At 69.8% G+C, this 23,423-nt stretch carries 24 protein-coding genes; 16 read left to right on the top strand and 8 right to left on the bottom strand.

The window, feature by feature from the left end:
* Positions 1-136: 136 nt before the first annotated feature.
* Together ACZ3IC_RS16875 and ACZ3IC_RS16870 are read right to left on the bottom strand one after the other, a co-directional pair.
* Positions 137-946, bottom strand: a complete 810-nt coding sequence (locus ACZ3IC_RS16875; RefSeq protein ID WP_467416918.1) for an Fpg/Nei family DNA glycosylase — start codon at positions 944-946, stop codon at positions 137-139.
* Between the two features lie 107 nt (positions 947-1,053).
* Positions 1,054-1,542 (bottom strand): ribose-5-phosphate isomerase, encoded by a 489-nt coding sequence (locus tag ACZ3IC_RS16870; protein WP_467416916.1) that lies wholly within the window; start codon positions 1,540-1,542, stop codon positions 1,054-1,056.
* A 283-nt stretch (positions 1,543-1,825) separates the two neighbouring features.
* Here ACZ3IC_RS16870 and ACZ3IC_RS16865 point away from each other — a divergent pair, with 283 nt between their 5' ends.
* Positions 1,826-3,298, top strand: coding sequence for an amino acid permease (locus ACZ3IC_RS16865; protein WP_467416914.1), 1,473 nt, complete (start codon positions 1,826-1,828; stop codon positions 3,296-3,298).
* A gap of 15 nt (positions 3,299-3,313) precedes the next feature.
* Here ACZ3IC_RS16865 and ACZ3IC_RS16860 read toward each other — a convergent pair whose 3' ends face one another.
* On the bottom strand, positions 3,314-3,688 hold the full coding sequence (locus ACZ3IC_RS16860) for a hypothetical protein (protein WP_467416912.1): 375 nt from the start codon (positions 3,686-3,688) through the stop codon (positions 3,314-3,316).
* A gap of 56 nt (positions 3,689-3,744) precedes the next feature.
* Here ACZ3IC_RS16860 and ACZ3IC_RS16855 point away from each other — a divergent pair, with 56 nt between their 5' ends.
* Positions 3,745-3,918 carry a hypothetical protein gene (locus tag ACZ3IC_RS16855; protein ID WP_467416910.1) on the top strand — a complete coding sequence of 58 codons (174 nt, stop codon included), beginning with the start codon at positions 3,745-3,747 and terminating at the stop codon, positions 3,916-3,918.
* On the opposite strand, the gene ACZ3IC_RS16850 is transcribed toward ACZ3IC_RS16855, so the two are convergent.
* Complete coding sequence (locus ACZ3IC_RS16850; RefSeq protein ID WP_467416909.1) at positions 3,899-4,495, bottom strand: biotin transporter BioY; 597 nt, start codon at positions 4,493-4,495, stop codon at positions 3,899-3,901. The two genes, ACZ3IC_RS16855 and ACZ3IC_RS16850, sit on opposite strands and share 20 nt — an antisense overlap.
* 525 nt (positions 4,496-5,020) lie before the next feature.
* Between ACZ3IC_RS16850 and ACZ3IC_RS16845 the strand changes: the two genes are divergently transcribed.
* A complete protein-coding gene (locus tag ACZ3IC_RS16845; RefSeq protein ID WP_467416907.1) occupies positions 5,021-6,439 on the top strand; it encodes an amino acid permease in 1,419 nt (472 codons plus the stop codon).
* Here the strand turns inward: ACZ3IC_RS16845 and ACZ3IC_RS16840 are convergent.
* Together ACZ3IC_RS16840 and ACZ3IC_RS16835 are read right to left on the bottom strand one after the other, a co-directional pair.
* On the bottom strand, positions 6,429-7,064 hold the full coding sequence (locus ACZ3IC_RS16840; protein WP_467416904.1) for a histidine phosphatase family protein: 636 nt from the start codon (positions 7,062-7,064) through the stop codon (positions 6,429-6,431). The genes ACZ3IC_RS16845 and ACZ3IC_RS16840 overlap by 11 nt on opposite strands.
* Positions 7,065-7,197: 133 nt before the next feature.
* Entirely contained in the window at positions 7,198-8,619 is a 1,422-nt protein-coding gene (locus ACZ3IC_RS16835) for an FGGY-family carbohydrate kinase (RefSeq protein ID WP_467416902.1), read from the bottom strand.
* A 166-nt stretch (positions 8,620-8,785) separates the two neighbouring features.
* On the opposite strand from ACZ3IC_RS16835, the gene ACZ3IC_RS16830 reads away from it, so the two are divergent.
* The 9 genes from ACZ3IC_RS16830 (at position 8,786) to ACZ3IC_RS16790 (ending at position 18,328) form a co-directional block, all read left to right on the top strand.
* A complete protein-coding gene (locus ACZ3IC_RS16830) occupies positions 8,786-10,213 on the top strand; it encodes an ABC transporter substrate-binding protein (RefSeq protein WP_467416900.1) in 1,428 nt (475 codons plus the stop codon).
* Between the two features lie 3 nt (positions 10,214-10,216).
* Positions 10,217-11,188 carry a carbohydrate ABC transporter permease gene (locus tag ACZ3IC_RS16825; protein ID WP_467416898.1) on the top strand — a complete coding sequence of 324 codons (972 nt, stop codon included), beginning with the start codon at positions 10,217-10,219 and terminating at the stop codon, positions 11,186-11,188.
* 41 nt (positions 11,189-11,229) lie between these two features.
* A complete protein-coding gene (locus ACZ3IC_RS16820) occupies positions 11,230-12,060 on the top strand; it encodes a carbohydrate ABC transporter permease (RefSeq protein ID WP_467416895.1) in 831 nt (276 codons plus the stop codon).
* Entirely contained in the window at positions 12,057-13,220 is a 1,164-nt protein-coding gene (locus ACZ3IC_RS16815) for an ABC transporter ATP-binding protein (RefSeq protein ID WP_467416893.1), read from the top strand. The genes ACZ3IC_RS16820 and ACZ3IC_RS16815 overlap by 4 nt, the downstream gene beginning before the upstream one ends.
* On the top strand, positions 13,217-14,035 hold the full coding sequence (locus ACZ3IC_RS16810; protein WP_467416891.1) for a DeoR/GlpR family DNA-binding transcription regulator: 819 nt from the start codon (positions 13,217-13,219) through the stop codon (positions 14,033-14,035). Before ACZ3IC_RS16815 ends, ACZ3IC_RS16810 begins: the two co-directional genes overlap by 4 nt.
* Positions 14,032-15,108, top strand: coding sequence for an ABC transporter ATP-binding protein (locus ACZ3IC_RS16805; protein ID WP_467416889.1), 1,077 nt, complete (start codon positions 14,032-14,034; stop codon positions 15,106-15,108). Before ACZ3IC_RS16810 ends, ACZ3IC_RS16805 begins: the two co-directional genes overlap by 4 nt.
* Positions 15,105-16,151: an NAD(P)-dependent oxidoreductase gene (locus ACZ3IC_RS16800; RefSeq protein ID WP_467416887.1), complete on the top strand. Its 1,047-nt coding sequence runs from the start codon at positions 15,105-15,107 to the stop codon at positions 16,149-16,151. The genes ACZ3IC_RS16805 and ACZ3IC_RS16800 overlap by 4 nt, the downstream gene beginning before the upstream one ends.
* Positions 16,152-16,165: 14 nt before the next feature.
* Positions 16,166-17,569, top strand: coding sequence for an FGGY family carbohydrate kinase (locus ACZ3IC_RS16795; protein WP_467416886.1), 1,404 nt, complete (start codon positions 16,166-16,168; stop codon positions 17,567-17,569).
* Between the two features lie 117 nt (positions 17,570-17,686).
* A complete protein-coding gene (locus tag ACZ3IC_RS16790) occupies positions 17,687-18,328 on the top strand; it encodes a superoxide dismutase (protein ID WP_467417196.1) in 642 nt (213 codons plus the stop codon).
* A gap of 130 nt (positions 18,329-18,458) precedes the next feature.
* On the opposite strand, the gene ACZ3IC_RS16785 is transcribed toward ACZ3IC_RS16790, so the two are convergent.
* Together ACZ3IC_RS16785 and fabV are read right to left on the bottom strand one after the other, a co-directional pair.
* Positions 18,459-19,319: an alpha/beta fold hydrolase gene (locus tag ACZ3IC_RS16785; RefSeq protein WP_467416884.1), complete on the bottom strand. Its 861-nt coding sequence runs from the start codon at positions 19,317-19,319 to the stop codon at positions 18,459-18,461.
* Between the two features lie 82 nt (positions 19,320-19,401).
* Complete coding sequence (fabV, locus tag ACZ3IC_RS16780) at positions 19,402-20,613, bottom strand: enoyl-[acyl-carrier-protein] reductase FabV (protein ID WP_467416882.1); 1,212 nt, start codon at positions 20,611-20,613, stop codon at positions 19,402-19,404.
* Positions 20,614-20,962: 349 nt separating this feature from the next.
* On the opposite strand from fabV, the gene ACZ3IC_RS16775 reads away from it, so the two are divergent.
* From ACZ3IC_RS16775 to ACZ3IC_RS16760, 4 genes are all read left to right on the top strand, one after another.
* Positions 20,963-21,109: a hypothetical protein gene (locus ACZ3IC_RS16775; RefSeq protein ID WP_467416880.1), complete on the top strand. Its 147-nt coding sequence runs from the start codon at positions 20,963-20,965 to the stop codon at positions 21,107-21,109.
* A gap of 58 nt (positions 21,110-21,167) precedes the next feature.
* A complete protein-coding gene (locus tag ACZ3IC_RS16770; protein WP_467416878.1) occupies positions 21,168-21,818 on the top strand; it encodes a CatB-related O-acetyltransferase in 651 nt (216 codons plus the stop codon).
* Positions 21,815-22,654, top strand: a complete 840-nt coding sequence (locus ACZ3IC_RS16765; RefSeq protein WP_467416877.1) for an MOSC domain-containing protein — start codon at positions 21,815-21,817, stop codon at positions 22,652-22,654. The genes ACZ3IC_RS16770 and ACZ3IC_RS16765 overlap by 4 nt, the downstream gene beginning before the upstream one ends.
* 104 nt (positions 22,655-22,758) lie before the next feature.
* Positions 22,759-23,412 (top strand): TOPRIM nucleotidyl transferase/hydrolase domain-containing protein, encoded by a 654-nt coding sequence (locus tag ACZ3IC_RS16760; RefSeq protein WP_467417194.1) that lies wholly within the window; start codon positions 22,759-22,761, stop codon positions 23,410-23,412.
* The last annotated feature ends 11 nt before the right edge of the window (positions 23,413-23,423 follow it).

Below are 23,423 nucleotides of genomic sequence, written 5' to 3'. Positions count from 1 at the left end.
TTGGACGGGGTCTCCCCTGCTCGAACGAAGTCGAGAGCTCGGGGAAGGAGCTACCAGGTCTTGTGGCCAACGCCGCGAGCATGCGTGCTGGACGACGCGACGGGGCAAGACGGGGCAGAGCTTGCCGGGAGGGGTCCTAGCCGCGCTGGCAGCCCGGGCACCAGAAGAGGTTGCGGGCGGCGAGGTCGGCGGTGCGGATCTCGCCGCCACAGATATGGCAGGCCTGCCGAGCCCTGCGGTACACGTACACCTCGCCGCCGTGGTCGTCGACCCGCGGCGGACGCCCCATCGCCTCCGGCATGTGCTCGGGGCGGACCGTGTCGATCCGGTTGTTCCGTACGCCCTCGCGCATCAGCACCATCAGGTCGGCCCAGATCGCGTCCCACTCCGCACGCCTGAGATCCTTGCCCAGGCGGTACGGGTCGATCCCGTGCCGGAACAGCACCTCCGCGCGGTACACATTGCCGACCCCCGCGATGACCCTCTGGTCCATCAGCAGGGCCGCGACGGTGATACGGCTGCCGGAGATCCGCCGCCACGCCCGCTCGCCGTCCTCGTCGGTCCGCAGCGGGTCCGGGCCGAGGCGGTCATGTATCGCGCGCTTTTCGGGGTCGGTGATCAGCGCGCACGTGGTGGGGCCGCGCAGATCCGCGTGGTGGTCGTCGTTCACCAGGCGCAGCCGGACCGTGTCGGTGGGCGGCGGGGCCGGGGTCGCGCCGAAGCCGAGTTTGCCGAAGAGGCCCAGATGGATGTGGACCCAGCCGGCGTCCTCGAAGCCGAGGAAGAGGTGCTTGCCATGGGCGTCGACGCCGGCGAACGTCCGGCCGTCGAGCAGCGCGGCGCTGTCGGAGAACTTGCCCTGCGGGCTGCTCACCCGCACCGGCCGCCCGGCGAACCTGTCCCGGTGGTCCGCCGCGAGGCGGTGGATCGTGTGTCCCTCGGGCACGACGGCGACTCTCCTCGGTGGCGTGGGGACGTGAAGGCGTGGGGACGTGGGGACGTGAGGAAACGACTGTGCCGCCGGGGCACCCGGCGGCACAGGGGGGAAGCCGGTCAGCCCTGCTGCGGGTGGTGGGCCGGGATCGGGGGGAGCTCTCCGGTCGTCTCGTACGCCGTCAGCATGTCGATGCGGCGGGTGTGACGTTCCTCACCCGAGTACGGGGTGGCGAGGAAGATCTCGACGAACTTGGTGGACTCCTCCACCGAGTGCATCCGGCCACCGATGGCAACCACATTGGCGTTGTTGTGCTCGCGGCCCAGCGCGGCGGTCTGCTCGCTCCAGGCGAGTGCGGCACGCACGCCCTTGACCTTGTTGGCGGCGATCTGCTCGCCGTTGCCGGAGCCGCCGATCACGATGCCGAGGCTGTCCGGGTCCGCGGCCGTCTTCTCGGCGGCACGCAGGCAGAACGGCGGGTAGTCGTCCTGGGCGTCGTAGATGTGGGGGCCGCAGTCGACGGCCTCGTGGCCCTGGGCCGTGAGCCACTCGACGAGGTGGTTCTTGAGTTCATAGCCGGCATGGTCCGAGCCGAGGTACACGCGCATGTATCGAGTGTGGCACGAGCGTCGCCGGGTAGCCGCCATCGGGTCGGGGACCCTCCGGCCGGGTCCGCCCGGACCGGCTGGACGGGCTGCGGAATCCGTGCACGGGCCTCTTGATGCGGGCGCCGTGTGTGCAACGCCACTCGGGTAACGATCCGGTCAACAAATTCGGAATAGGGGGTTCCGCTTTCGCGGTCGAGTGAGCTTCAATGCATCACTCGTTCCTGCACGCCGGTGCGGCGAACAGGCACACAGCGAGCGATCCGAAAACGTGAGGATTCGATCCATGACATCGCAGACGACTCTGGCCGGACCGGGCCAACAGCCCGGCAGGCCTGACCGGTCGAACGAGCCGGAAACACCGGCCTCCTCCGACGGTCTCCAGGCGGGTCTCAAGAATCGTCACCTGTCGATGATCGCCATCGGCGGTGTGATCGGCGCGGGACTCTTCGTGGGCTCCGGCGCCGGTATCGCCGCCGCGGGACCGGCCATCCTGATTTCGTACGCCCTGGTCGGCCTGATGGTCGTCTTCGTGATGCGGATGCTGGGCGAGATGGCCGCGGCCCGCCCCAGCTCGGGCTCCTTCTCCACCTACGCCGACCAGGCGCTGGGCCGCTGGGCCGGTTTCTCGATCGGGTGGCTGTACTGGTTCTTCTGGGTCGTGGTGCTCGCCGTCGAGGCCACGGCGGGCGCCGAGATCCTGGAGGGCTGGATGCCGGGCGTCCCGCAGTGGGCGTGGGCGCTGATCATCATGGTCGTACTGACCGCGACGAACCTGGTCTCCGTCGGCTCGTACGGTGAGTTCGAGTTCTGGTTCGCCGGGATCAAGGTCGTGGCGATCGGTGCGTTCCTGGTCGTCGGAGGGCTCGCCATCTTCGGGTTGCTGCCCGGCTCGGACAACCCCGCCCCGGGGCTCTCCCACCTCACCGACACCGGCGGGTTCTTCCCCAATGGGCCCGGCGCCGTCCTCACCGGTGTGCTGATGGTCGTCTTCTCCTTCATGGGCAGCGAGATCGTCACGCTGGCGGCCGCCGAGTCCGAGAACCCGCAGCGCGCCGTCCAGAAGGCCACCAACAGCGTGATCTGGCGGATCGGCGTCTTCTACCTGGGCTCGATCTTCATCGTGCTCGCCCTGGTGCCGTGGAACGACCCCTCGATCGTGGAGGACGGCAGCTATGTGGCCGCGCTCAACTCCATCGGCATCCCGTATGCCGGGGAGGTGATGAACGTCATCGTCCTCACCGCCGTGCTGTCCTGCCTCAACTCGGCCCTCTACACCGCCTCGCGGATGGCCTTCTCCCTCGGCAAGCGTGGGGACGCGCCGAAGGCGTTCGCCCGGGTGAACAAGCGGGGTGTGCCGCTGGCGGCCATCCTGTCGTCCGTCGTCTTCGGTTTCGTCGCCGTGTTCTTCAACTACCAGTGGCCCGACACCGTCTTCCAGTTCCTGCTGAACTCCTCCGGTGCGGTCGCCCTGTTCGTCTGGCTGGTCATCTGCTTCACGCAGCTGCGGATGCGCGGCATGATCCTGCGCGAGTCGCCGGAGAAGCTGGTCGTACGGATGTGGCTCTTCCCGTATCTGACCTGGGCGACCATCGCGATGATCTCGTTCATCATGGTCTACATGCTGACCGACGACAGCGGACGCGAGCAGGTGCTGCTCTCGCTGCTCGTCGCGGCCCTGGTGGTGGCGATCTCGCTGGTCCGTGAGGCCTTCGACCGCAAGAAGCGCACCACTGTGGAAAAGCCCGTCAATACCTGACGGCCGAAGTCGGGTCTACCGGGAAGGCTCTCCCTCGCAACGCCACCGCGCGAGCGAGCGGAGAGCCTTCTCATGTCTTGCGCCCCGGCCGATGCCCCGGCCGGTTTCCAGACCGATGTCCCTGCCGGTTTCCAGACCGGTTTTACGGTCCGTCCCGACCTCGTCGTCGAGGCCGCCCACTCCGATGACGTACGGACCGCCGTGGCCGGCGCCGCCGGGCGCGGCCGCCCGGCCCGCGGGCGCGTCCACGCCACCGGTCACAGGCTGCCCGGAGCCGTAGCGGGCGGGATGCTGATCAGCACCCGCCGGATGGACTCCGTCGAGGTCGACCCGCCGTCGACGACGCTGCGCCGTACCACGAAGGCGGATTCCCGTTGCGGCTGCTGTCACCGCTCGACGGTCCGGATGTCGCGTCGGTACGGGCCCTGTACGCGTAGGTGGCCGAAGTGCTCGCGCCGCGCGCCCCGGGCCGTTCGCCGAACTTCTCCTTCGGCGGCGGGGACCGCGCCCGCGCCTTCCACGACGCGCGGACACAGAAGAGGCCCGCCGGTCTGGTGTCGCGTCGCGACCCGGCGAGCCTCTTCGGAGGGAGCTACGGCATCAGCCTCGACGGCCGATGAGCTTCCAGGCCGCGGGCAGCGCACCCATCGCCAGCGCCGCCTTCAGCGCGTCGCCCAGCAGGAACGGCACCAGGCCGGCCGCGATCGCGGCGCTCGCCGACATGCCGGTGGACAGCGCCAGGTACGGGACGCCGACCGCGTAGATGATCGCGGAACCCAGCACCATCGTGCCCGCGGTGCGCAGCACGGAGCGGTCGCCGCCGCGGCGGGCGAGACCGCCGACCACGGTGGCGGCAAGCAGCATGCCGAGGACATAGCCGAACGAGGCGCCGCCCGCGCCGGAGCTGCCGTCGGCGAACCACGGCATGCCCGCCATGCCGACGAGCGCGTACACGGCGAGGGAGAGGAAGCCTCGGCGGGCGCCGAGCGCGGTGCCGACGAGGAGCGCAGCGAAGGTCTGGCCGGTGACCGGGACCGGGGAGCCGGGGATCGGGACGGCGATCTGGGCGGCGATACCGGTGAGCGCGGCGCCACCGAGAACCAGGGCCGTGTCGACGGCATAACGGTGCCTGGCGGCGGGCAGCAGGTCGGCGAGGACCACTCCGGTACGGGCAGGGGCGGCGGCAGCAGTACTCATCGGGACTCCGCGAGGTGAGGGCAGGTGGGGACAGACTGAGGCCGACGTTAGCCCACGGGTTAACGCTCGATCACCATCAGTGGCCCACAAAGCGGCGGTCGAGGCATTGGTGGGGTTCGCACAAAGGGGCTTACGTAATCGCGCCATGGCGTGATGCTCGTCACTGAGGCGGGGATGGATCGCCTCATATTTTGCCGGGAGGGGGTCTCGGGACAGACTGTAGGTTCCCGCCAAAATGGCCCACGGGCCGATCCGGGACGATCCAGGGGCCGGCCAGGGATCAGGCGGGGAAATCTCTCCGGGACCGCCGCCCGGGGCCGCCCCAACTGCCACACCGTGTCCAGGTGTGCACCTTGTGTGAGCACTGTGCCCGTATGGCGGACAACGGTTCCCTGCGCACAGGGTGCGACCTCAGACTGTGCGCACCTCCCCCACGCCTCACCTCCCCACGTCTCACCTGCCCCACCGCTCATCTCCCCACGCCTCACCTCCCCCCACGCCTCACCTACCGAACAGAGCTCGTCCATGTCTCGGAATTCCGCGTCTCCCCCCACCGGCTCCCCGGTCGCCGTCTCCGACACCAAGGCCGATTCGGTGCTCACCCACGGACTCAAGCAGCGCCATCTTTCGATGATCGCCCTCGGCGGTGTCATCGGTGCCGGACTCTTCGTCGGCTCGGGTGCGGGTATCGCCGCCGCCGGGCCGTCGATCATCATCGCGTACGCCGTCTCCGGGCTGCTGGTCATGCTCGTGATGCGGATGCTCGGCGAGATGTCGGCCGCGAACCCGGCCTCCGGTTCCTTCTCCGTCCATGCGGAGCGGGCGATAGGGCCGTGGGCGGGGTTCACCGTGGGCTGGGCGTTCTGGGTGCTGCTCTGTGTCGCTGTCGGTCTGGAGGGCATCGGTGCCGCGCAGATCGTCACCGGCTGGCTGCCCGGCACGCCGGAGTGGGTCTGGGTCGCGCTGTTCATGGTGATCTTCGTGGGCACGAACCTCGCCTCGGTGAAGAAGTTCGGCGAGTTCGAGTTCTGGTTCGCCGCTCTCAAGGTCGTGGCGATCTCACTCTTTCTGGTCCTGGGTGTGCTGGCGATCCTCGGTGTGCTGCCCGGTACGGACTCTCCCGGCACCGCCAACCTCAACGGCGAGGGCGGCTTCATGCCGAACGGCTCCGAGGGCCTGGTGATCGGGCTGCTCGCCTCCGTCTTCGCGTACGGCGGTCTCGAGACCGTCACCATCGCCGCGGCCGAGTCCGAGAACCCGGTGCAGGGTGTCGCGAAGGCCGTGCGGACGGCGATGTGGCGGATCGCGCTCTTCTACGTCGGTTCGATGGCCGTCATCGTCACCCTGGTCCCGTGGGACGACCCGGAGATCGTGGAGGTCGGCCCGTTCTACGCGGCCTTGGACCATCTCGGCATCAGCGGCGCCGCGGAGATCATGAACGTGGTCGTCCTGGTCGCCCTGCTCTCCGCGATGAACGCCAACATCTACGGCTCCTCGCGCATGGCCTGTTCGCTGGTCGCCCGTGGCCAGGGCCCCAAGCGGCTCGGCCGGATCTCCTCGGGTGTCCCGCGCACGGCCGTCCTGGTCTCGTCCGGGTTCGGCTTCCTGTGCGTGCTGCTCAGCTACTGGCGTCCCGACGACGTCTTCACGTGGCTGCTCAACATGACCGGCGCGGTGATCCTCATCGTCTGGATCTTCATCGCCGTCTCCCAGCTGATCCTGCGCGACCGGCTGGAGCGCGAGGCCCCGGAGAAGCTCGTCGTACGGATGTGGCTCTTCCCGGTCCTGACGGTGGTGGCGCTCCTGGCGATGGCCGGCATCTTCTACCTGATGCTGTGCCAGCCCGACACGCGTGACCAGCTGATGGCGTCCGGCGCCCTGACCGTCGTACTGGCGGCCATCGGTGTCGTACGGCAGCGGCGGTCCGTGACCGTCAAGGGCTGACGTCCGGTGCGCAGGGCACATTGAGGGAGAGCAGCGCACCGCCCTCCTCCCCGATCCGCACCTCGCTCACCGCCGCGTTCCGCAGCTGCGGGAAGACCCGTCGGTAGGAGCCCAGCGGAATCGACAGCAGCTCGCACAGCACGAGCCGCAGCAGGGTGTTGTGCGCGACGACGAGCACCCGCTGCCCCGGGTGCCCGTTCGCGATCCGGCGCAGTGCCGCCGTCCCCCGGGCCGCCGCCGACCGGGGGTCCTCCGCCCCGGGGAAGGGGTGGGCCACCGGGTTGGCTCGGTACTCCCGGGCCCGCTCCGGGTACTCGGCCGCGAACTCCGCCAGGGTGCGCCCCTCCACCTCGCCGAAGTCGCATTCGCGCAAGTCGTGTTCGCGCCGGGGGACGAGACCCAGCGCCCGGCACGCAGGCTCCGCCGTCTCGATGGCGCGGGTGACCGTCGACGTCCAGATCGCGTCGACCGGGTGCCGGACGGCCCACTCGCCCAGCTGCACGGCCTGGCGGCGCCCCTCGTCGGTGAGGGCGATGTCGCTGACCCCGGCATAGCGGTTCTCCGCGTGCCAGACGGTCTGACTGTGGCGGGCAAGCAGCAGGGCGGCCCTCGGGCGGGCGGTCATGGTTTCTCCGTTCGGGTACGGGCAGTCGTGACATCTCGGTCCAGGCACAGGCACAGACGCGTCACCCCAACTCGGTCCAGGCACAGGCACAGACGCGTCACCCCAACTCGGTCCAGGCACAGGCACAGACGCCTCACCGCAACTCGGCCCGGATCCGGGCGTGGGCGGCGACCGGGCCGGGGAGCCAGCCGCGTTGCTCCAGTTCGTCCACCAGCGTCAGGTACGGCTCGGTGTACCGCGCGGTACGCGCCGCGTCGGGGCGCAGTACGTGCCGCAGTCGCACCATCCGGCTCACCGCCTCGTGCAGGGTGGCCGTGGCCCGCGCCCCGTACGCGGCGAGGACCGCCATGCCGAGTGCGGGTTCGCTGTACTCCGGGATGTACACGGGCCGGCCCAGGATGTCGGCGCGCAGCCTGCTCCAGTAACCGCTGCGGACCGCTCCCCCGGTGAAGGTGAGCCTGCCGTGCAGCGGGGCGCCGAGCAGGTCGAGGTAGTCGAGGCAGAGCCGCTCCACCAGGCCCACGCCGGTCAGCAGGGCCGCCCAGTGCTCGGCGTCCGAGGCGGGCTCGCCCAGCAGGAACCCGGCGGCCTCCGGGGCGACGAAGGGGAAGCGCTCGCCCGTCGCCGCCAGAGGGTACGCCACCACGCGCGCCGGTTCGTGCGCGCGAGCCAGGGCGTCCAGCCGGGCCGGGTCCGCACCGCGGAAGGCGGCGGTCAGCGCCCCGCCGCCGACGCCCGAGGCTCCGCCCGGCAGCCAGCTCCCGTCCGGCGCACGGTGGTTGTAGACCACTCCGGCCCGGTCCTCCACCGGCGACGAGGTGACTCCTTTCAGTACCAGTGTCGTGCCCAGCACCGAATTCCAGGAGCCGACAGTGAGCGATCCGGAGGCGATCTGCGCCGCGCATCCGTCCGTCATCCCGGCCACCAGGAGCGTGCCCTCCGGTATCCCGGTCTCGCCGGCAGCCGCCCGCCCCACCCCGCCGATCCGCTGCCCGGGTCGCACCACGTCCGGGAACAGCCCGTCGGGCAGGCCCAGCTTTCCGAATCTCCGCCGCGGCCAGGCTTCCCGCTCCAGGTCGTAGCCGGTTTTCAGGGCATGGCTGGAGTCGGTGGGCAGCGGTGTTCCGGCGAGCCGCGCCAGGACCAGATCGGCCTGATGCATGACCCGTACGGCGTCGCCCGCCCCTTGCCCGTACTCCCGCAGCAGCCACATCACCTTGGGCAGCGCCCAGCTCGGCGGGGTCCGGGCCCTGGCCGCCTCCGCCACCGCCCGCCCGTCGTCGTACATCACCCCCGGCGTCAGCGGCCGGCCGGCCCGGTCGCCGAGCAGAACGGTGCCGGAAGTGGCGCAGACGGCGAGCGCACGCGGTGCGGGGCAGTCGCGCAGTGCCTGACGGCTGGCCGCGCACAGGGCCGCCCACCAGTCGAGGGGCCGCTGTTCATGCCGTACGCCGTCGCGTCTGCCCGCGAGCGGGGCCGAGCCGCTGCCGAGGATCTCACCGCGGTCTCCAGCCACCACCGCACGGACGCTCTGCGTGCCGAGATCGATGCCCATCCACATATCGGCCCCCTCTGTGAACTTCTCACTCTGCACCGAGAATTTCCGTTGCGCGAGGGATTGACGGCCAACTTCCCTTGTTCCAAGCTCTGTTAACCATTCGATTCAACGTGTGAACGTGCCCCACCCCACATCATCTCCGGCCGGACCGTGGAGGTCACGGATGGACATGCACGCGCACGACCGGCGACGGTTCCTCGCCATGGGCGCGGCAGCGGCCGTGTCCGCCGCCCCGCTGCTCACCGCCTGCGGCGCGGGCTTCGGCGACGGCAACGACAAGGGCGGCGGCTCCGCGGCCGACGACGTCACCGGCTCCTTCGACTGGAAGCGGGCCGAGGGCAGGACGGTCAAGGCGCTGCTCAACAAGCATCCGTACACCGAAGCCCTGATCGCCGATCTGAAGGCGTTCACCGAGAAGACCGGCATCAAGGTCGAGTACGACGTCTTCCCCGAGGACAACTACTTCGACAAGCTCACCGTCGACCTCTCCAGCGGTCGCGCCTCCTACGACGTGTTCATGCTCGGCGCATACATGGTGTGGCAGTACGGCCCGCCGGGCTGGCTGGAGGATCTCGGCCCGTGGATGCGCAACTCCTCGGCGACCGGGGCCGAATGGGATCAGGCGGACTTCTTCCCCAACCTCCTCCAGGCGGACCAGTGGTCGCTGAAGGCCGGCGCCCCGCTCGGGCAGGGCGGGCAGTACGCGCTGCCGTGGGGCTGGGAGACCAATGTCGTCGCGTACAACACCGAGGTGTTCAAGAAGCTCGGCCTGAAACCGGCCGAGACCTTCGACGAACTGCGGGAGGTGGCCGGGGCCATCACCCGCAGGGCGCCGGGCGCGGGCTTCGACGGGATGTACGGGGTCGCGGTGCGCGGCTCGCGCAGCTGGGCAACGATCCATCCGGGCTTCATGACGATGTACGCCCGCAACGGGCTGAAGGACTTCACCGTCGACGGCGGCAGGGTGAAGCCCGCGATGAACTCCCCGGAGGCGGTCGCGTTCACCCGGGACTGGGCGGAGATGGTCAAGAAGGGCGGGCCGCCGTCCTGGACCTCGTACTCCTGGTACCAGTGCTCCAGCGACCTCGGCGCGCAGAAGGCGGGAATGCTTTTCGACGCGGACACCGCCGCCTACTTCCAGGCGGTGAAGGGGGCCTCCCCCGCATCCGGGAAGATCGCCTTCCACCCCGGCCCCAAGGGCTCCGACGGCTCCCTCGCCACGAACATGTGGATCTGGTCGCTCGGAATGAACGCCAGGAGCCGCAACAAGTCCGCGGCCTGGCTGTTCCTCCAGTGGGCGACCGGCAAGGAGCATCTGCGCAAGGGCGCGATCGAGTACAACCACATCGATCCGGTACGGAAGTCGGTCAGCCAGGACCCCGCGTACAAGGACAAGATGCGGGCCATCCCCGGCTTCATCGAGACGTTCGAGACGGTCGTCGGCCAGACGGAGATCCAGTTCACCCCGCAGGAGCAGTTCTTCGACGCGACGACCAGCTGGGCCGCCGCGCTCCAGGAGATCTACGGCGGGAAGAACGCCTCGTCCGTACTGAACGGCCTGGCCGGCGATCTGGCGTCGAAGGTCGGCTGACCGATGTCAGGACGCGCGTCGCCCGTGCGGGAGGCCGACCACGGGGCGGCCTCCGGCGCGGGGGCCGGGAAGCGGGCGGCGCGGGCGGTACCGGCGTGGCGCCGCTCGCTGCGACCGTATCTGCTGATCGTGCCCGCGCTGCTGCTGACCGGCGGCATCCTCTACCCGTTCGGACTCGGCCTCTACTACACGGTGTTCGACTTCGCGGCGAGCAAACCGCAGCCGGACCTGGTGGGCATCGAGAACTACCGGCGGATCTTCACCCAGTCCTCGTTCTGGGACTCGGCGCGGGTGACCGTGCTCTACGCGGTCGGCGCGGCGGCCGTCGAGACTGTGCTCGGGGTGGCCGTGGCCCTGCTGCTGCACCGGGCGAGTTTCGTGGGGCGGGTGCTGGAAAAGATCCTGATCCTGCCGCTGATGATCGCGCCGGTGATCGCCGCGATCATGTGGAAGCTGATGCTCCAGCCATCGGTCGGCGTCATCAACCACCTCCTGGAGCCGTTCGGCCTGGGCGGTGTGCAGTGGACGGACACCCCGACGGGCGCCCTGCTGTCGTCGATCGTCGTGGACGTGTGGGTCTACACGCCGTTCGTCGCGATCCTCGCGCTGGCCGGTCTGCGCTCGCTGCCCGCATCGCCGTTCGAGGCAGCGGCGGTCGACGGGGCTGGCTGGTGGTTCACCTTCCGGCGGCTGACGCTGCCGATGCTCTGGCCATACGTCCTGGTCGCCGTGATCTTCCGGTTCATGGACTCGCTGAAGGTCTTCGACATCATCTACGCGCTGACCGAGGGCGGCCCCGGCGACTCGACGATGGTGCTCCAGATCCGGGCCTATCTGGAGGCGATCCGCTTCCAGCGCTACTCGTTCGGGATCAGCTACATGATCGTGCTCTGGGCCGTGGTGTACCTGGTCACGATGGTGCTGGTGCGCTATCTGGGCCGGATCCAGAACCGGGCGGCGGAGGTGCCGGGGTGACCGGGGATGCAGGGGTGACCGGGGATGCAGGGGTGACCGGGATGAAGCGCAGGGTGTTCGCCATCGCCGCCGATCTGGCGCTGATTCTCTATTTCGTCTTCGCGCTGTTCCCGGTCGTCTGGATGGTGATCCTGTCGCTGAAGCCGACGAACGAGTTGTTCAGTACGTACTTCTCGTTCACCCCGACCTTCGACTCGTACCGCACCGTCCTCGGCGCCGGGGACGACCAGGGCGTGCCGTTCGTGCGGTTCTTCATGAACAGCCTGGTCGTGTCGCTGGGCGCGGTCGTGCTGTCGCTGGTGATCGGGCTGCCCGCCGCGTACGCCGCCGCGCGGTGGCGGTTCCGCGGTTCGGAGAACCTGATGTTCACCCTGCTCTCGTTCCGCTTCGCACCCGAACTCACCGTCATCATCCCGCTGTTCGTGCTCTACCAGCAGCTCGGACTCTTCGATACATATGTCGGCATGGTGTGGGTGCTGCAACTGGTGACCCTCCCGCTGATCGTCTGGATCATGCGGTCGTACTTCTCCGACCTCTCCCCCGAGCTGGAGCAGGCGGCGCTGCTGGACGGCTACACCCGCAAGCAGGCGTTCTTCAAGGTCGCGCTGCCGCTGGTGAAGCCGGGGATCGCGGCCGTCTCGCTGCTGGCGTTCATCTTCGCGTGGAACAACTTCGTCTTCCCGCTGATCCTCACCTCGTCGGACGCGCAGACGGTGACGGTCGGCGCGCTGTCCTTCCTCGGCGGCGACCGGCCCAAGTACAACCTGACGGCCGCCGCGGCCCTGGTCTCTGTCGTCCCGCCGCTGCTGCTCGCGCTCACCATCCAGCGGTATCTGGTGCGCGGACTGTCTTTCGGGGCGGTGAAGTCGTGACCGGCCGGGCAGCCATCGCGCTGCGCTCGGTACACAAGAGGTACGGGAAGAACACCGCGCTCGACGGCCTGGACCTGGAGGTGGCCGAGGGCGAGTTCTTCTGCCTGCTCGGCCCGTCCGGCGCCGGGAAGACGACCGCGCTCAAGACGATCGCCGGTCTGGAGGAGCCGCAGTCGGGAAGGGTGGAGCTGGGCGGGGCGGACATGGCCGGTGTGGAGCCGTACGACCGGGGCGTGGCCATGTGCTTCGAGTCGTACGCCCTCTATCCGCACCGTACCGCGTACGACAATCTTGCTTCCCCGCTCCGCTCGCCGCGCCACCGCCTCCCCGCGCACGAGGCGCGCGAGCGGATCGGGGAGATCGCCGACCTCCTTGGTATCGGCGCCCTGTTGGACCGCCAGGTGGGCCGGCTCTCCAACGGTCAGCGGCAGCGGGTGGCACTCGGTCGGGTGCTGGTGCGGCCGGCCCGGGCGTTCCTGCTCGACGAGCCGCTGTCGCACCTCGACGCGAAGCTGCGCCAGGCGATGCGCGCGGAACTGAAGGCGATCGGCTCGGTCCGGCGCACGACCACGCTGTACGTCACCCATGACTCGGTGGAGGCGCTGGCGCTCGGGGACCGGATCGGGGTGATCAGGGACGGCCGCATGGTGCAGACCGGCACCCGCGAGGAACTGTGGCACCGCCCCTACGACACCTTCGTCGCCCGGTCCTTCGGCAGACCGCTGATCAATCTGCTGCCGGGGACGGTGACGGCCGAGGGTCGCTTCCGGTCGCCGGACGGGGCGTACGAGCTGCCGCTGACGGTGCCCGCACCGCCGGGAACGGCGGTACAACTCGGCTTACGGCCAAGGGACATCGAGCTCCAGGGCCTCGGCGAGCAGCCGACCGGCACCGGCAAGGCCCCCGGCATGAAGCCGAACGGCGCGCCCGAGGCCCCCCGCATGGAGCTGACCGGCACCGTTCACGTCACCGAGCTGCTGGGCCGGGTCACCGAAGTCACCGTCCGGATCGGCGGACAGCAGCTGTCCCTCGTCGTCCCGCGCTCCGACGCGGCGGGCCTGACCCCCGACCATCCGGTCCGTCTCTCCGTACGGCCTGAGAGTCTGCTGCTGTTCGAGGCCGACCGGCCGGCATGTCCAGGACGAAGGATCAGCACGTGAGCAACGTTCCGCAGCGGGGCCCCGCCCCGCGTCAGGCATCCATAGCCGAGTACGTCCTCGCGCAGGGCGAGGTGAGCGCCGCCGAGCTGGCGGAGCGTTTCGACGTCAGCCTGATGACCATCCACCGGGATCTGGACGAGCTGGAACGGCAGGGCATCGTCCGCAAGTTCCGTGGTGGCGTCACCGCCCAACCGTCCGGTGTCTTCGAGTCGAATGTCTCCTACCGGCTCAAGACGATGCGCGCCGAGAAGGCCGCCGTCGCCGAACACGCCCTGAGGCTCATCGAGCCCGGCATGGCGGTGATGCTCGACGATTCGACGTCCACGCTGGAGATCGCGCGCAGGCTGCGCTCCATCACTCCGCTGACCGTCGTCACCAACTTCCTCGAAGCGATCAACCTGCTCTCGCAGGAGCGGGGCATCCATCTGATGGGACTCGGCGGCGACTTCGACCCGCTGCACTCCTCCTTCCTCGGCGTCTCGTGCGTGGAGGCGGTGCAGTCGCTCCAGGTCGACATCTGCTTCACCTCCACCTCCGCCGTGTCCGGCGGTTACGCCTACCACCAGGAGCAGCACATCATCTCCGTCAAGCGGGCGATGCTCGACTCGGCGAGCCGCAATGTGCTGCTGCTCGACCACTCCAAGCTGGGCCGGGTCGCCCTGCACCGGCTCGCCCCGCTCTCCCGCTTCGATCTGCTGCTGGTCGACGACGGGGCGTCCGACCGGGCATTGCGCGAACTCGACGAGCACAAGGTGCCCTACGAGGTCTGCGGCACCGGCCGCGAATCCGGAGCGGGAGGCGGCGATGGCGGATGACTGAACTGACCCTGCGCACACTGCGCAAGACCTATACCGGACGCGGCCGGGCCGCCGTCGAAGCCGTTCGCTCCATCGACATCGAGCTGCGCTCCGGCGAACTGCTGGGACTGCTCGGCCCGTCCGGCTGCGGCAAGTCCACAACCCTGAGGATGATCGCCGGACTGGAGTCGGTCACCGGCGGCGACATCCTCATCGGCGGCTCGTCGGTGGTGCCGCTCCCGGCCCAACAGCGCAATATCGGGGTGGCGTTCGAGAACTACGCGCTGTATCCGCCGCTGACCGTCGCGGAGAATCTCGGCTTCGGGCTCGCCGCCCGACGCCGGTACGGGCGGGCCGAGATCCGCCGCCGGGTCGCCGACATGGCCGAACGCATCGGGATCACGGACCTCCTGGGCGCCCGCCCCGCCGGACTCTCCAGCGGCCAGAAACAGCGCGTCGCCCTGGCCCGCGCCCTGATCCGCACCCCCGACGTGCTGCTCCTCGACGAACCGCTGTCCCATCTGGACGCATCCCAACGCGACACCACCCGGCGTGAGTTGAAACGCATCCAGCGGGACAGCGGCCACACCACCATCCTCGTCACACACGACCAGGAGGAGGCGCTGTCGCTCGCCGACCGGATCGCGGTGATGCGGGACGGCGAGATCCAGCAGCTCGGCACGCCCGAGGAGATCTACGACGCCCCGGTGAATCTGTTCGTCGCCGACTTCGTCGGGGAGCCGGCGATCAATCTGCTGCCGGGGACGGCCGACGGGGCGGGCGGGGTGCGCCTCTCGGACTCCGTGCGCATCCCCGTACCGCACCGCCCCGCGGCGGGGCGCGCGGTGGTGCTCGGTATCCGCCCGGAGGATCTGCGCCTCGACGACACAGGTGTACGGGCCCGGGTCCGCGCCCATGAACCCCTGCTGGAATCCGGCATCGCCACGCTCTCGCTCGACGGGGTGACGAAGCCGCTGGTCGTCGCGACCGGTCCGGAGATACGGCTCGACCGGGACGACACCGTACGCATCACCGCCGATCCCCGGCACATCCATGTCTTCGACGCCCGGACAGGAGACGCTCTGCGATGACCCGCCCCATGACGGTCCGCCCCACGACGAGGATTCTGGTCGCCGGTGACCATTTCGTCCGCAATTCCCTGATCGTCGAGGCCCTGCACCACGCGCTCGATCCTCTCGGCCGGGAGTCGCAGCTCACCGAACTCGCCCTCCCCTGGCCCCTGGAGCCGTTCGGCAAGGTCGCCGAGGTCGACGAGGCCAGTGACGCGGAGGACGCGCTGATCCGGGCCCTGGACGGGGTCGAGGTGTGCGTGACGCAGATGGGCCCGTTCACGGAGCGGGTTCTGGCCGCCGCACCCGATCTGCGGCTGGTCGTGGTCTGCCGGGGCGGCCCGGTCAATGTGAACGCGGCCGCGGCGCGGGCCCGGGGTGTGCGAGTGTGCTTCGCGCCCGGGCGCAACGCGGCGGCGACCGCCGAGTTCACCGTGGGGCTGATGCTCTGTGCCCTGCGCCGCATTCCCGAGGCCCACCGCTCCCTCACCGCCCACGGCCGCTGGGACGCCTCCCACTACACGTACGAGAACTGTGGCCTGGAACTGGAGGACACCCCCGTCGGCCTGATCGGCTACGGCGCGGTCGGCAGCCGGGTCGCCCGGGTGCTCTCCGCGTTCGGCGCGGAGGTAGAGGTGTACGACCCGTATGTGCGCGGCGATGTCCACGGCATGCGCGCCGCCTCGCTGGAGGCACTTCTGGACCGCTCCCGCATCCTCACGCTGCACGCCAGGCTCACCCCGGAGACCCGGCATCTCATCGGCGCCCGCGAACTGGCCCTGCTGCCGAGCGGCGCGGTCCTCGTGAACGCGGCCCGGGGCGGTCTGCTGGACACGGACGCGCTGTGCGACGCCCTGGACTCGGGGCAGTTACGGGCCGCGGCGCTCGACACGTACGAGCAGGAGCCGCCCCCGCCCACATCGCGGCTCTTCCGCACCGCGAATCTGCTGATGACGCCGCATGTGGCGGGTGCCAGCCGGGCCGTGGCACAGAAGGCGGCCCGGATCGCGGCGGCCGAGGTGGCGCGCTATGTGCGGGGCGAACCACTCGCCCGCGCCCTGTGAGGGGAGCCGGACCCATGACGAGGTACATCGGCATCGATGTCGGCACGTCCATGGTGAAGGCTGCGGCCTTCGACCCTCGGGGCCGCACGCTGGCCGTCGAATCCCGCCCGGTGGGGCTCACGATCCGCGACGGTTTCGTGGAACAGGACATGGACGAGGTGTACGGGGCGGTCTGCGAGGTCCTGGCCGCACTGGGCTCCGACGGGGTCGCGTTCGCCGGTCTCACCGGTCAGGGTGACGGCGTCTGGCTGGTCGACGCGGCGGGCCGCCCGGTCCGTACGGCGATCTCCTGGATGGACGGACGGGCCCATGAACTGGTCGACGCCTGGCTGGCGTCCGGCGTCTTCGAGACCGTCTACCGGCGCACCGGCAGTGCGATGTTCCCGGGCTGTCCGGGCCCGGTGCTGGCCTGGCTCGACCGCCACGACCCGGCGTCGCTCGACGCGGCGACGACCGCCCTGTACTGCAAGGACATGGTGTTCCAGCGGCTGACGGGGGCCCGGGCCACGGATGTCTCCGACGCGTCGATGCCGTTCCTGGACCCGACGACCCGTGCGTACTCCTCCGATGTCGTGGCCGCGCTCGGCCTCACCCACCGGGCCTCGCTCCTCGCCCCGGTCAGCGATCCGGTCGCCACCGCCGAACTCCCTTCGGGGGTACGGATATCCAACGGCCCGTACGATCTGCCGGCGTGCGCCCTCGGCGCGGGCGTCACCCGTCCCGGCGACGGTCTGCTGATCGTCGGCACCTGCCTGGCCGCACTGGTGGCCACCGAACGGCTCGACCTGGACGGCGAACCGGCCGGGCTGCACATCTCCACCGACCGTCCCGGCCACTGGCTGCGCGCCATGCCCGCGATGGTCGGCACCGCGGCCCTCGACTGGATCCTGGCCACCACCGGCGTACGCCATGCCGAGGTCGACACGCTTCTCGCCGCCACGCCGCCCGGCGCGAACGGTGTCCACGTACTCCCCTACTTCGCCCCGTCCGGCGAACGCGCTCCGTTCGTCGAGCCGCGCCTGCGCGCCGAGTTCACCGGAGTGTCCCTGGAGACCACCCCGGCGGATCTGATCCGTGCGGTCTGCGAGGGCATCGGCTTCGCCGCCCGCCACTGTCTGGAGGCCGCGGGCCTCACCGGCACCCTCGCCCTGTGCGGCGGCGGCAGCCGTTCCCCCGCCTGGATGCGGCTGTTCGCCGATGTACTGGGCCGCCCGGTCCGGATCGTGGAGGGCGAGGTCGGTGCGCGGGGCGCGGTGCTGGCGGCGGCGCAGCGGTTCGGCACGGAGCTGGACACAGCCGCCTGGACGGCCCCGACGACGGTGGTCGAACCGGACCCGGCGCGGGCTGCGTTCTATGCGAAGGCATACGAGGACCATCTGACCCGGCTTACCGAGGCCCGTTCGCGTGCCCGCGCGTGACGACACGTTCCCGGTCCTACGTCAAAGGGCTGATCACGTCCGAATCCTTCTGCTGTTAGCCTGCTCTTGCATATAGGTTGCAATAACATGAGTTCAGCAGCTGGAGGGTTCGACCACATGGCCACGTACACGCTTCCGGAACTTCCGTACGACTATGCGGCGCTCGAACCGGTCATCAATCCGCAGATCATCGAGCTCCACCACGACAAGCACCACGCCGCCTACGTGAAGGGCGCGAACGACACCCTGGAGCAACTGGAGGAGGCGCGCGACAAGGAGGCCTGGGGAGCGATCAACGGGCTCCAGAAGAACCTCGCGTTCCACCTGTCCGGCCACATCCTGCACTCGATCTACTGGCACAACATGACCGGCGACGGCGGCGGCGAGCCCCTCGCGGCGGACGGCGTCGGCGACCTCGCGGACGCGATCACCGAGTCGTTCGGCTCGTTCGCCGGATTCAAGTCCCAGCTGACGAAGGCCGCGGCCACCACGCAGGGCTCCGGCTGGGGCGTGCTCGCGTACGAGCCGGTCAGCGGAAAGCTGATCGTCGAGCAGGTCTATGACCACCAGGGCAATGTCGGCCAGGGCTCCGTCCCGATCCTGGTCTTCGACGCCTGGGAACACGCCTTCTATCTCCAGTACAAGAACCAGAAGGTCGACTTCATCGAGGCGATGTGGGCCGTCGTCAACTGGCAGGACGTGGCGAAGCGCTACGCGGCGGCCAAGGAGCGCGCCGACGTGCTGCTGCTCGCCCCCTGACCGGGAGGCACGCTGGAACGTCCTGCCTCGTGATCGTCTTCTCAACCTTCACCGGGCAGGCGGATGAAGGGGGGACCCTCACCTGGACGTGACAGGTGAGGGTCCTTCTGTCATGTTGCGGTGCGAGGGGTCAGGGGGTGGAAGCGTGCTTCAGCAGCGTGCTCAGTACCGGCTCGGCATGCGTCCAGAGCACCGCCCCGCCCGCATCCGGCACCAGATGTCGGACTGCGCCCGGGATGCGCGAGGCCAGCCGGACCCCCTGGTCGGGCGAGTGACCGGTGTCCTTCTCCCCGTACCAGAGGTCGACGGGTACGGCGATGTCCGACAGCCCGATCCCCCAGTGCCCCATGGCCAGGACGGTGTCCCGGGCGTATCCGGCCGCTCCCTGCGCGAAGGCTTCGTCGAGGGCACGCCGGTACGCGGCGGCGAACGCGGGCTGCCGGTACACGGCGAGGTCGCACTCCGGGCTGCCGGACATCACCATGTCCCGCATCCCCTGCGGGGTGAACCCGGCGAAGACCTGCTCGGCGGCGGCCGGATCGGCCACGACCAGGCCGACGAGGCGCCGCAACTCCTCCGGAAGCGCGTCGGCGAAGCACGGCTCGGCGACCTCGTCCGCACCGGAGACCACCGCGAGCGCACCGACCGCTCCGGCGGCGGCGCACGCCAGCGCGAAGGGCGCCCCCTGCGAATTGCCGACCATCAGGGGCCGGCCCAGGCCGCGCAGGCCGGCGAACGCGCGGACGTCGTCGACGAAGTCACCGAAGGTGCGCCCCGGCGCAGGCGAGGAGGCCCCCAGACCGGGGCGGTCGACGGAGATCAGCCGCACCCCGAGCCCGTCCAGCACCTCGGCACCGAACCCGAGATGCCTGCTGGTGGCCGCCCCGGGCGAGAACAACACCGGCACCCCGTCCCCCGGCCCCCACTCGGCCCAGCCCAGCTGCCGCCCTCCCGACAGCTGTTCGGTACCGATTCGAACCGGGTCAGACATGTGCAAACTCATGGGTCCGAATCCTGACGAGATCCGCGGACCGTGTCGAATGGATTTCCGCCGAACCCCTGACCGGACCGTTTCAGGGGGTGGCGGCGTCCGGCCAGGAGATGTCGGTCTCGACCGGCGCGGCATAGTCGATGCCGGACACGGCGAACCCGTACAGGCGCTGCACTTCGGCGTGGAACCAGTCGAGATCGGCGAGTTCGGTGATGTTCTCGGTGGTGGCGGCGTTCCACCGCTCGGTGACGGCTGCCTGGACGGTGGGGGCGAGTTCCCAGGTGTCCAGGCGCACCCGTCCTTCGTCGTCGAGGTCGAGGGGGCGGACACCGGTGAGCTGGTCCCACAGGTCGGTGAGCTGCCCGATCGGCGGAACCATGGCCTGGCCGAGGACGCCGCGGAGCAGCCCGACGTACAGGGCGATGCCGGGGATCGCGGTCGAGGACTGGGTGACGGCAGCCGCATTGACCGAGGTGACCGCGCGCCCCCCGACCAACTTGCCGAGCCGCTCATCGAGGGTGCGGGCGGTCTGTTCGAGGTGGGACTTGGCGGCACCGATGGTGCCCTGCCGGTAGATAGCGGCCGTCAGGGCGGAGCCGATGTAGGAGAGGGCGGCGGTGGTGAATCCATCGGCGAGCAGTCCGCGGTCGGCGAGGTGGTCGATCCACCGTTCCCAGTCCGTTCCACCCATGACTGCGACGGTCTGCTCGATGTCGTCGTCGGCGGCCGGCTGCGTCTCGACCTCCCGCACCTCGCCGGTGCCCCGGTCGTCGAAGACGAGGGTCTTGGTGCTGTGTGCCTCACCGATGGGCTTGAGGACGGACGCGTAGGTGGTCCCGGTGTCGGGGTCGGTGCGGCGCGGGGCGGCCACCGAGTAGATCAGATAGTCCAGACGGCCGCCGAAGCGCTCCTCCAGCACCTGCGCGACCTGGTTCTTCATCTCGTCGGAGAACGCGTCTCCGTTGAGGAACACCATGTCGTGACCGTGCAGGCGGGCGAGTTCGGCGGTCGCGGCTGTGCGGTACCAACCGGCCGTACCGGTGCGCCGTCCGGGGGCCTTCTCGAAGCAGACCCCGATCCCGCGGATCCCGGCACGGGCCAGACCGGCGATCGTCGCGGCCAGCCCGTACCCGGCGGAGGAGCCGATGACCAGTGCCACGGGTGCCCGGTCGGGCACGCGGGAAGGAGCGGGGACGGCCTGCCACATGTCCTCCACCAGGCGCTCGCAGCCGGCCGGGTGGGAGTCGAGGAAGAGGAAGCCGCGGTTCTTGGGGGCGATGACGCGTTCGCTCATGGGCTCGGGCCTTTCGGGTCGTCACGGGCGAAGAGTCGGCGACGCGAAGGCGTGCACCGCACCCCACAAGTCTGCGACCGTACGAACACCGCCGGTCCGCTCGCCAGGCACAACAATGCTCAACCGCTCTTGGAGGCTTTCCACCACTCGGCCGCGCGGCTCCGCCGATGCCCGGCTTGCCCGAGCTTCACACTCCAGACAACTCGCGTGGCCTTCGTCATGCTTCCGCCCACGTCCGAGATCAGCTGCAGGGCGGCCCGTAAACTGTTTCCCCGGGCAACCGAATAGCGACAGAACACGTCTCCAAGATCGAAGTAAGCCACGGGGGCGGACACGAGGGGATCAGAACATGGAAGAGGCTGCGGGTTCTGCGGTCGTGCGAGTCCTGAAGGGCGTGGGCTTGCTCGTGTTCAACGTGGTCGGCACAGTGGGCGACATGCTCGCCATCCACATCCCGTGGAACAAGCGGAACGGGCGCTCCTCCACCGACGGATAGCACCGCCGCCGGAAGACACACACCGCCCTCATACGAGGTGAATGCGATGATGGGCGCTATGAGTTCCGTTCCCGCCGACCCCACAGTGCTCCATCCGATGCCGGGTCAGCCCCGGGTCGTCCAGCTGAAGCCCCTGGTGAAGTCCGAACTGATCGAGGTCGGGGACTACTCGTACTACGACGACCCGGACGACCCGACCGCGTTCGAGACCCGCAATGTGCTGTACCACTACGGCCCGGAGAAGCTCGTCATCGGGAAGTTCTGCGCGCTGGGGACCGGGGTGCGGTTCATCATGAACGGCGCCAACCACCGGATGGACGGCCCCTCCACCTTCCCGTTCCCCACCATGGGCGGCTCCTGGGCGGAGCACTTCGATCTGCTGACCGGACTGCCGGGCCGGGGCGACACGGTCGTCGGCAACGACGTCTGGTTCGGCTACAACTCCATGGTGATGCCGGGGGTACGGATCGGACACGGCGCGATCATCGGCGCCGGCGCGGTCGTCGTCGGTGACGTACCCGACTACGGCATCGTCGGCGGCAATCCGGCCAAGGTGATCCGTACCCGGTACGACGACGAGACCATCGCCCGACTCCTGGCCGTCGCTTGGTGGGACTGGCCCACCGAGCACCTCACCCGACACATCCGCACCGTCATGTCCGGGAGCGTCGACGATCTCGAAGCGGCTGCCCCGGAAAGGACATCGTGACGATCGCTGTTCGAGAACTCACCTACTACCCGGTCAAGGGCTGCGCCGGGATCACGGTCGAGTCCGCGCAGGTCCTCGGGACCGGCCTCGAACACGACCGTACGTTCATGGTGGTGGACGCGGCGGACGGCGCCTTCCGCAGCCAGCGCACGCATCCTTCGATGGCCGCGATCAGGGTCGAAGTCCTGGACGCCGGCGCGACGTTGACCCTGACCACCGCAGGCTTCGAGCCACTCCGCCTCGACGTCGACCGGGACGGCCCACGCCGCGAGGTCAGCATGTTCGACCGCCCCCTCGGCGCGGCCGTCGACCAGGGGGACGAGGTCGCGAAATGGTTCTCCGACGCACTCGGCGCGAAGTCCCGCCTGGTACGGGTGGCCCCCGGCTTCGACCGGGACGGCTGCGGCGACACCCCCGGCAAGGTCAACTTCGCCGACGCACACGCGGTACTGGTCGCCTCGACGGCGTCCCTGGACGACCTCAACGCCCGCATCACCGCCCGGGGCGACGCGAAGCCCGTCCCCATGAACCGCTTCCGCCCCAACATCGTCCTGACCGGCAACGACGAGCCCCACTTCGAGGACCGGGTACGCCGGATGACCATCGGTTCCGTCGAACTCGCCCATTCGGTACGGGCGACGCGGTGCGCCGTACCCATGGTCGACCAGACCACCGGCCACCGCGCGGGCCCGGAACCGATCCGGACCCTGTCGACGTACCGGCGCGAACCGGAGTACGGCAACAAGGTCAGCTTCGGCGCGAAGAACGCGGTGGTGTGCGAGGGCGTCGTGAGCGTCGGGGACGTGGTCGAGGTCGCGGAGTGGCTCGGCGTGTGAAGGCCCCGGGCGTCACCGCTCCCCGCGATGGCTGAATGAGCCGGGAAAACGTGTATGCGTACGGGGTCCCGGCCGTGCAGGATGGCGCCGGAAAGCGAGGTCTCGTGGACGAGTTGAGGCGATTCCGCCAGGCGACAGTCGCATGGGCGGCCGGCGGAGCGGGGTCGGACGCGGCAGCCGCGGAGGCCCGGGAACTGGCCGACGGTGTGCGGACGGTCGTGCTCGTCGAGGGAAGCAGCGACCAGATCGCCCTCGAAGCGCTGGCCACGCGCCACGGCCACGACCTCGGCACGGAGGGCGTGGCGGTGGTACCGCTCGGCGGCGCGACGAGCATCGGGCGCTTCCTGGACGTGTGCGGCCCGCCGGGGCTCGGCCTCCCGCTGGCGGGTCTCTGCGACATCGGCGAGGAGCGGCACTTCCGACGCCATCTGGAACGGGTCGGGCTCGGCTCCAGTCTCACCCGCGCCGGACTGGAGACCCTCGGGTTCCAGGTGTGCGTGGCCGACCTGGAGGACGAGCTGATCCGCGCTCTCGGGGCCGAGGGCGTGCAGCAGGTGATCGAGGCCCAGGGCGAGATGCGCCCCTTCCACACCTTCCAGGGCCAGCCGGCACAGCGGGAACGCCCCGTGGAGCACCAGCTGCGACGGTTCATGGGCACGCACAGCGGCCGCAAGGCGCTCTACGCGCAGGCGCTGGTCGCGCACCTGGACCTCAAGCGCGTTCCCCGGCCGCTGGAGCGCCTCCTCGCGCACGTTTAGCGCAGCCCGCC

The sequence above is a fragment of the Streptomyces sp. NPDC002958 genome (genome assembly GCF_055563255.1).
This window is presented reverse-complemented; position numbering and strand designations above follow the sequence as displayed.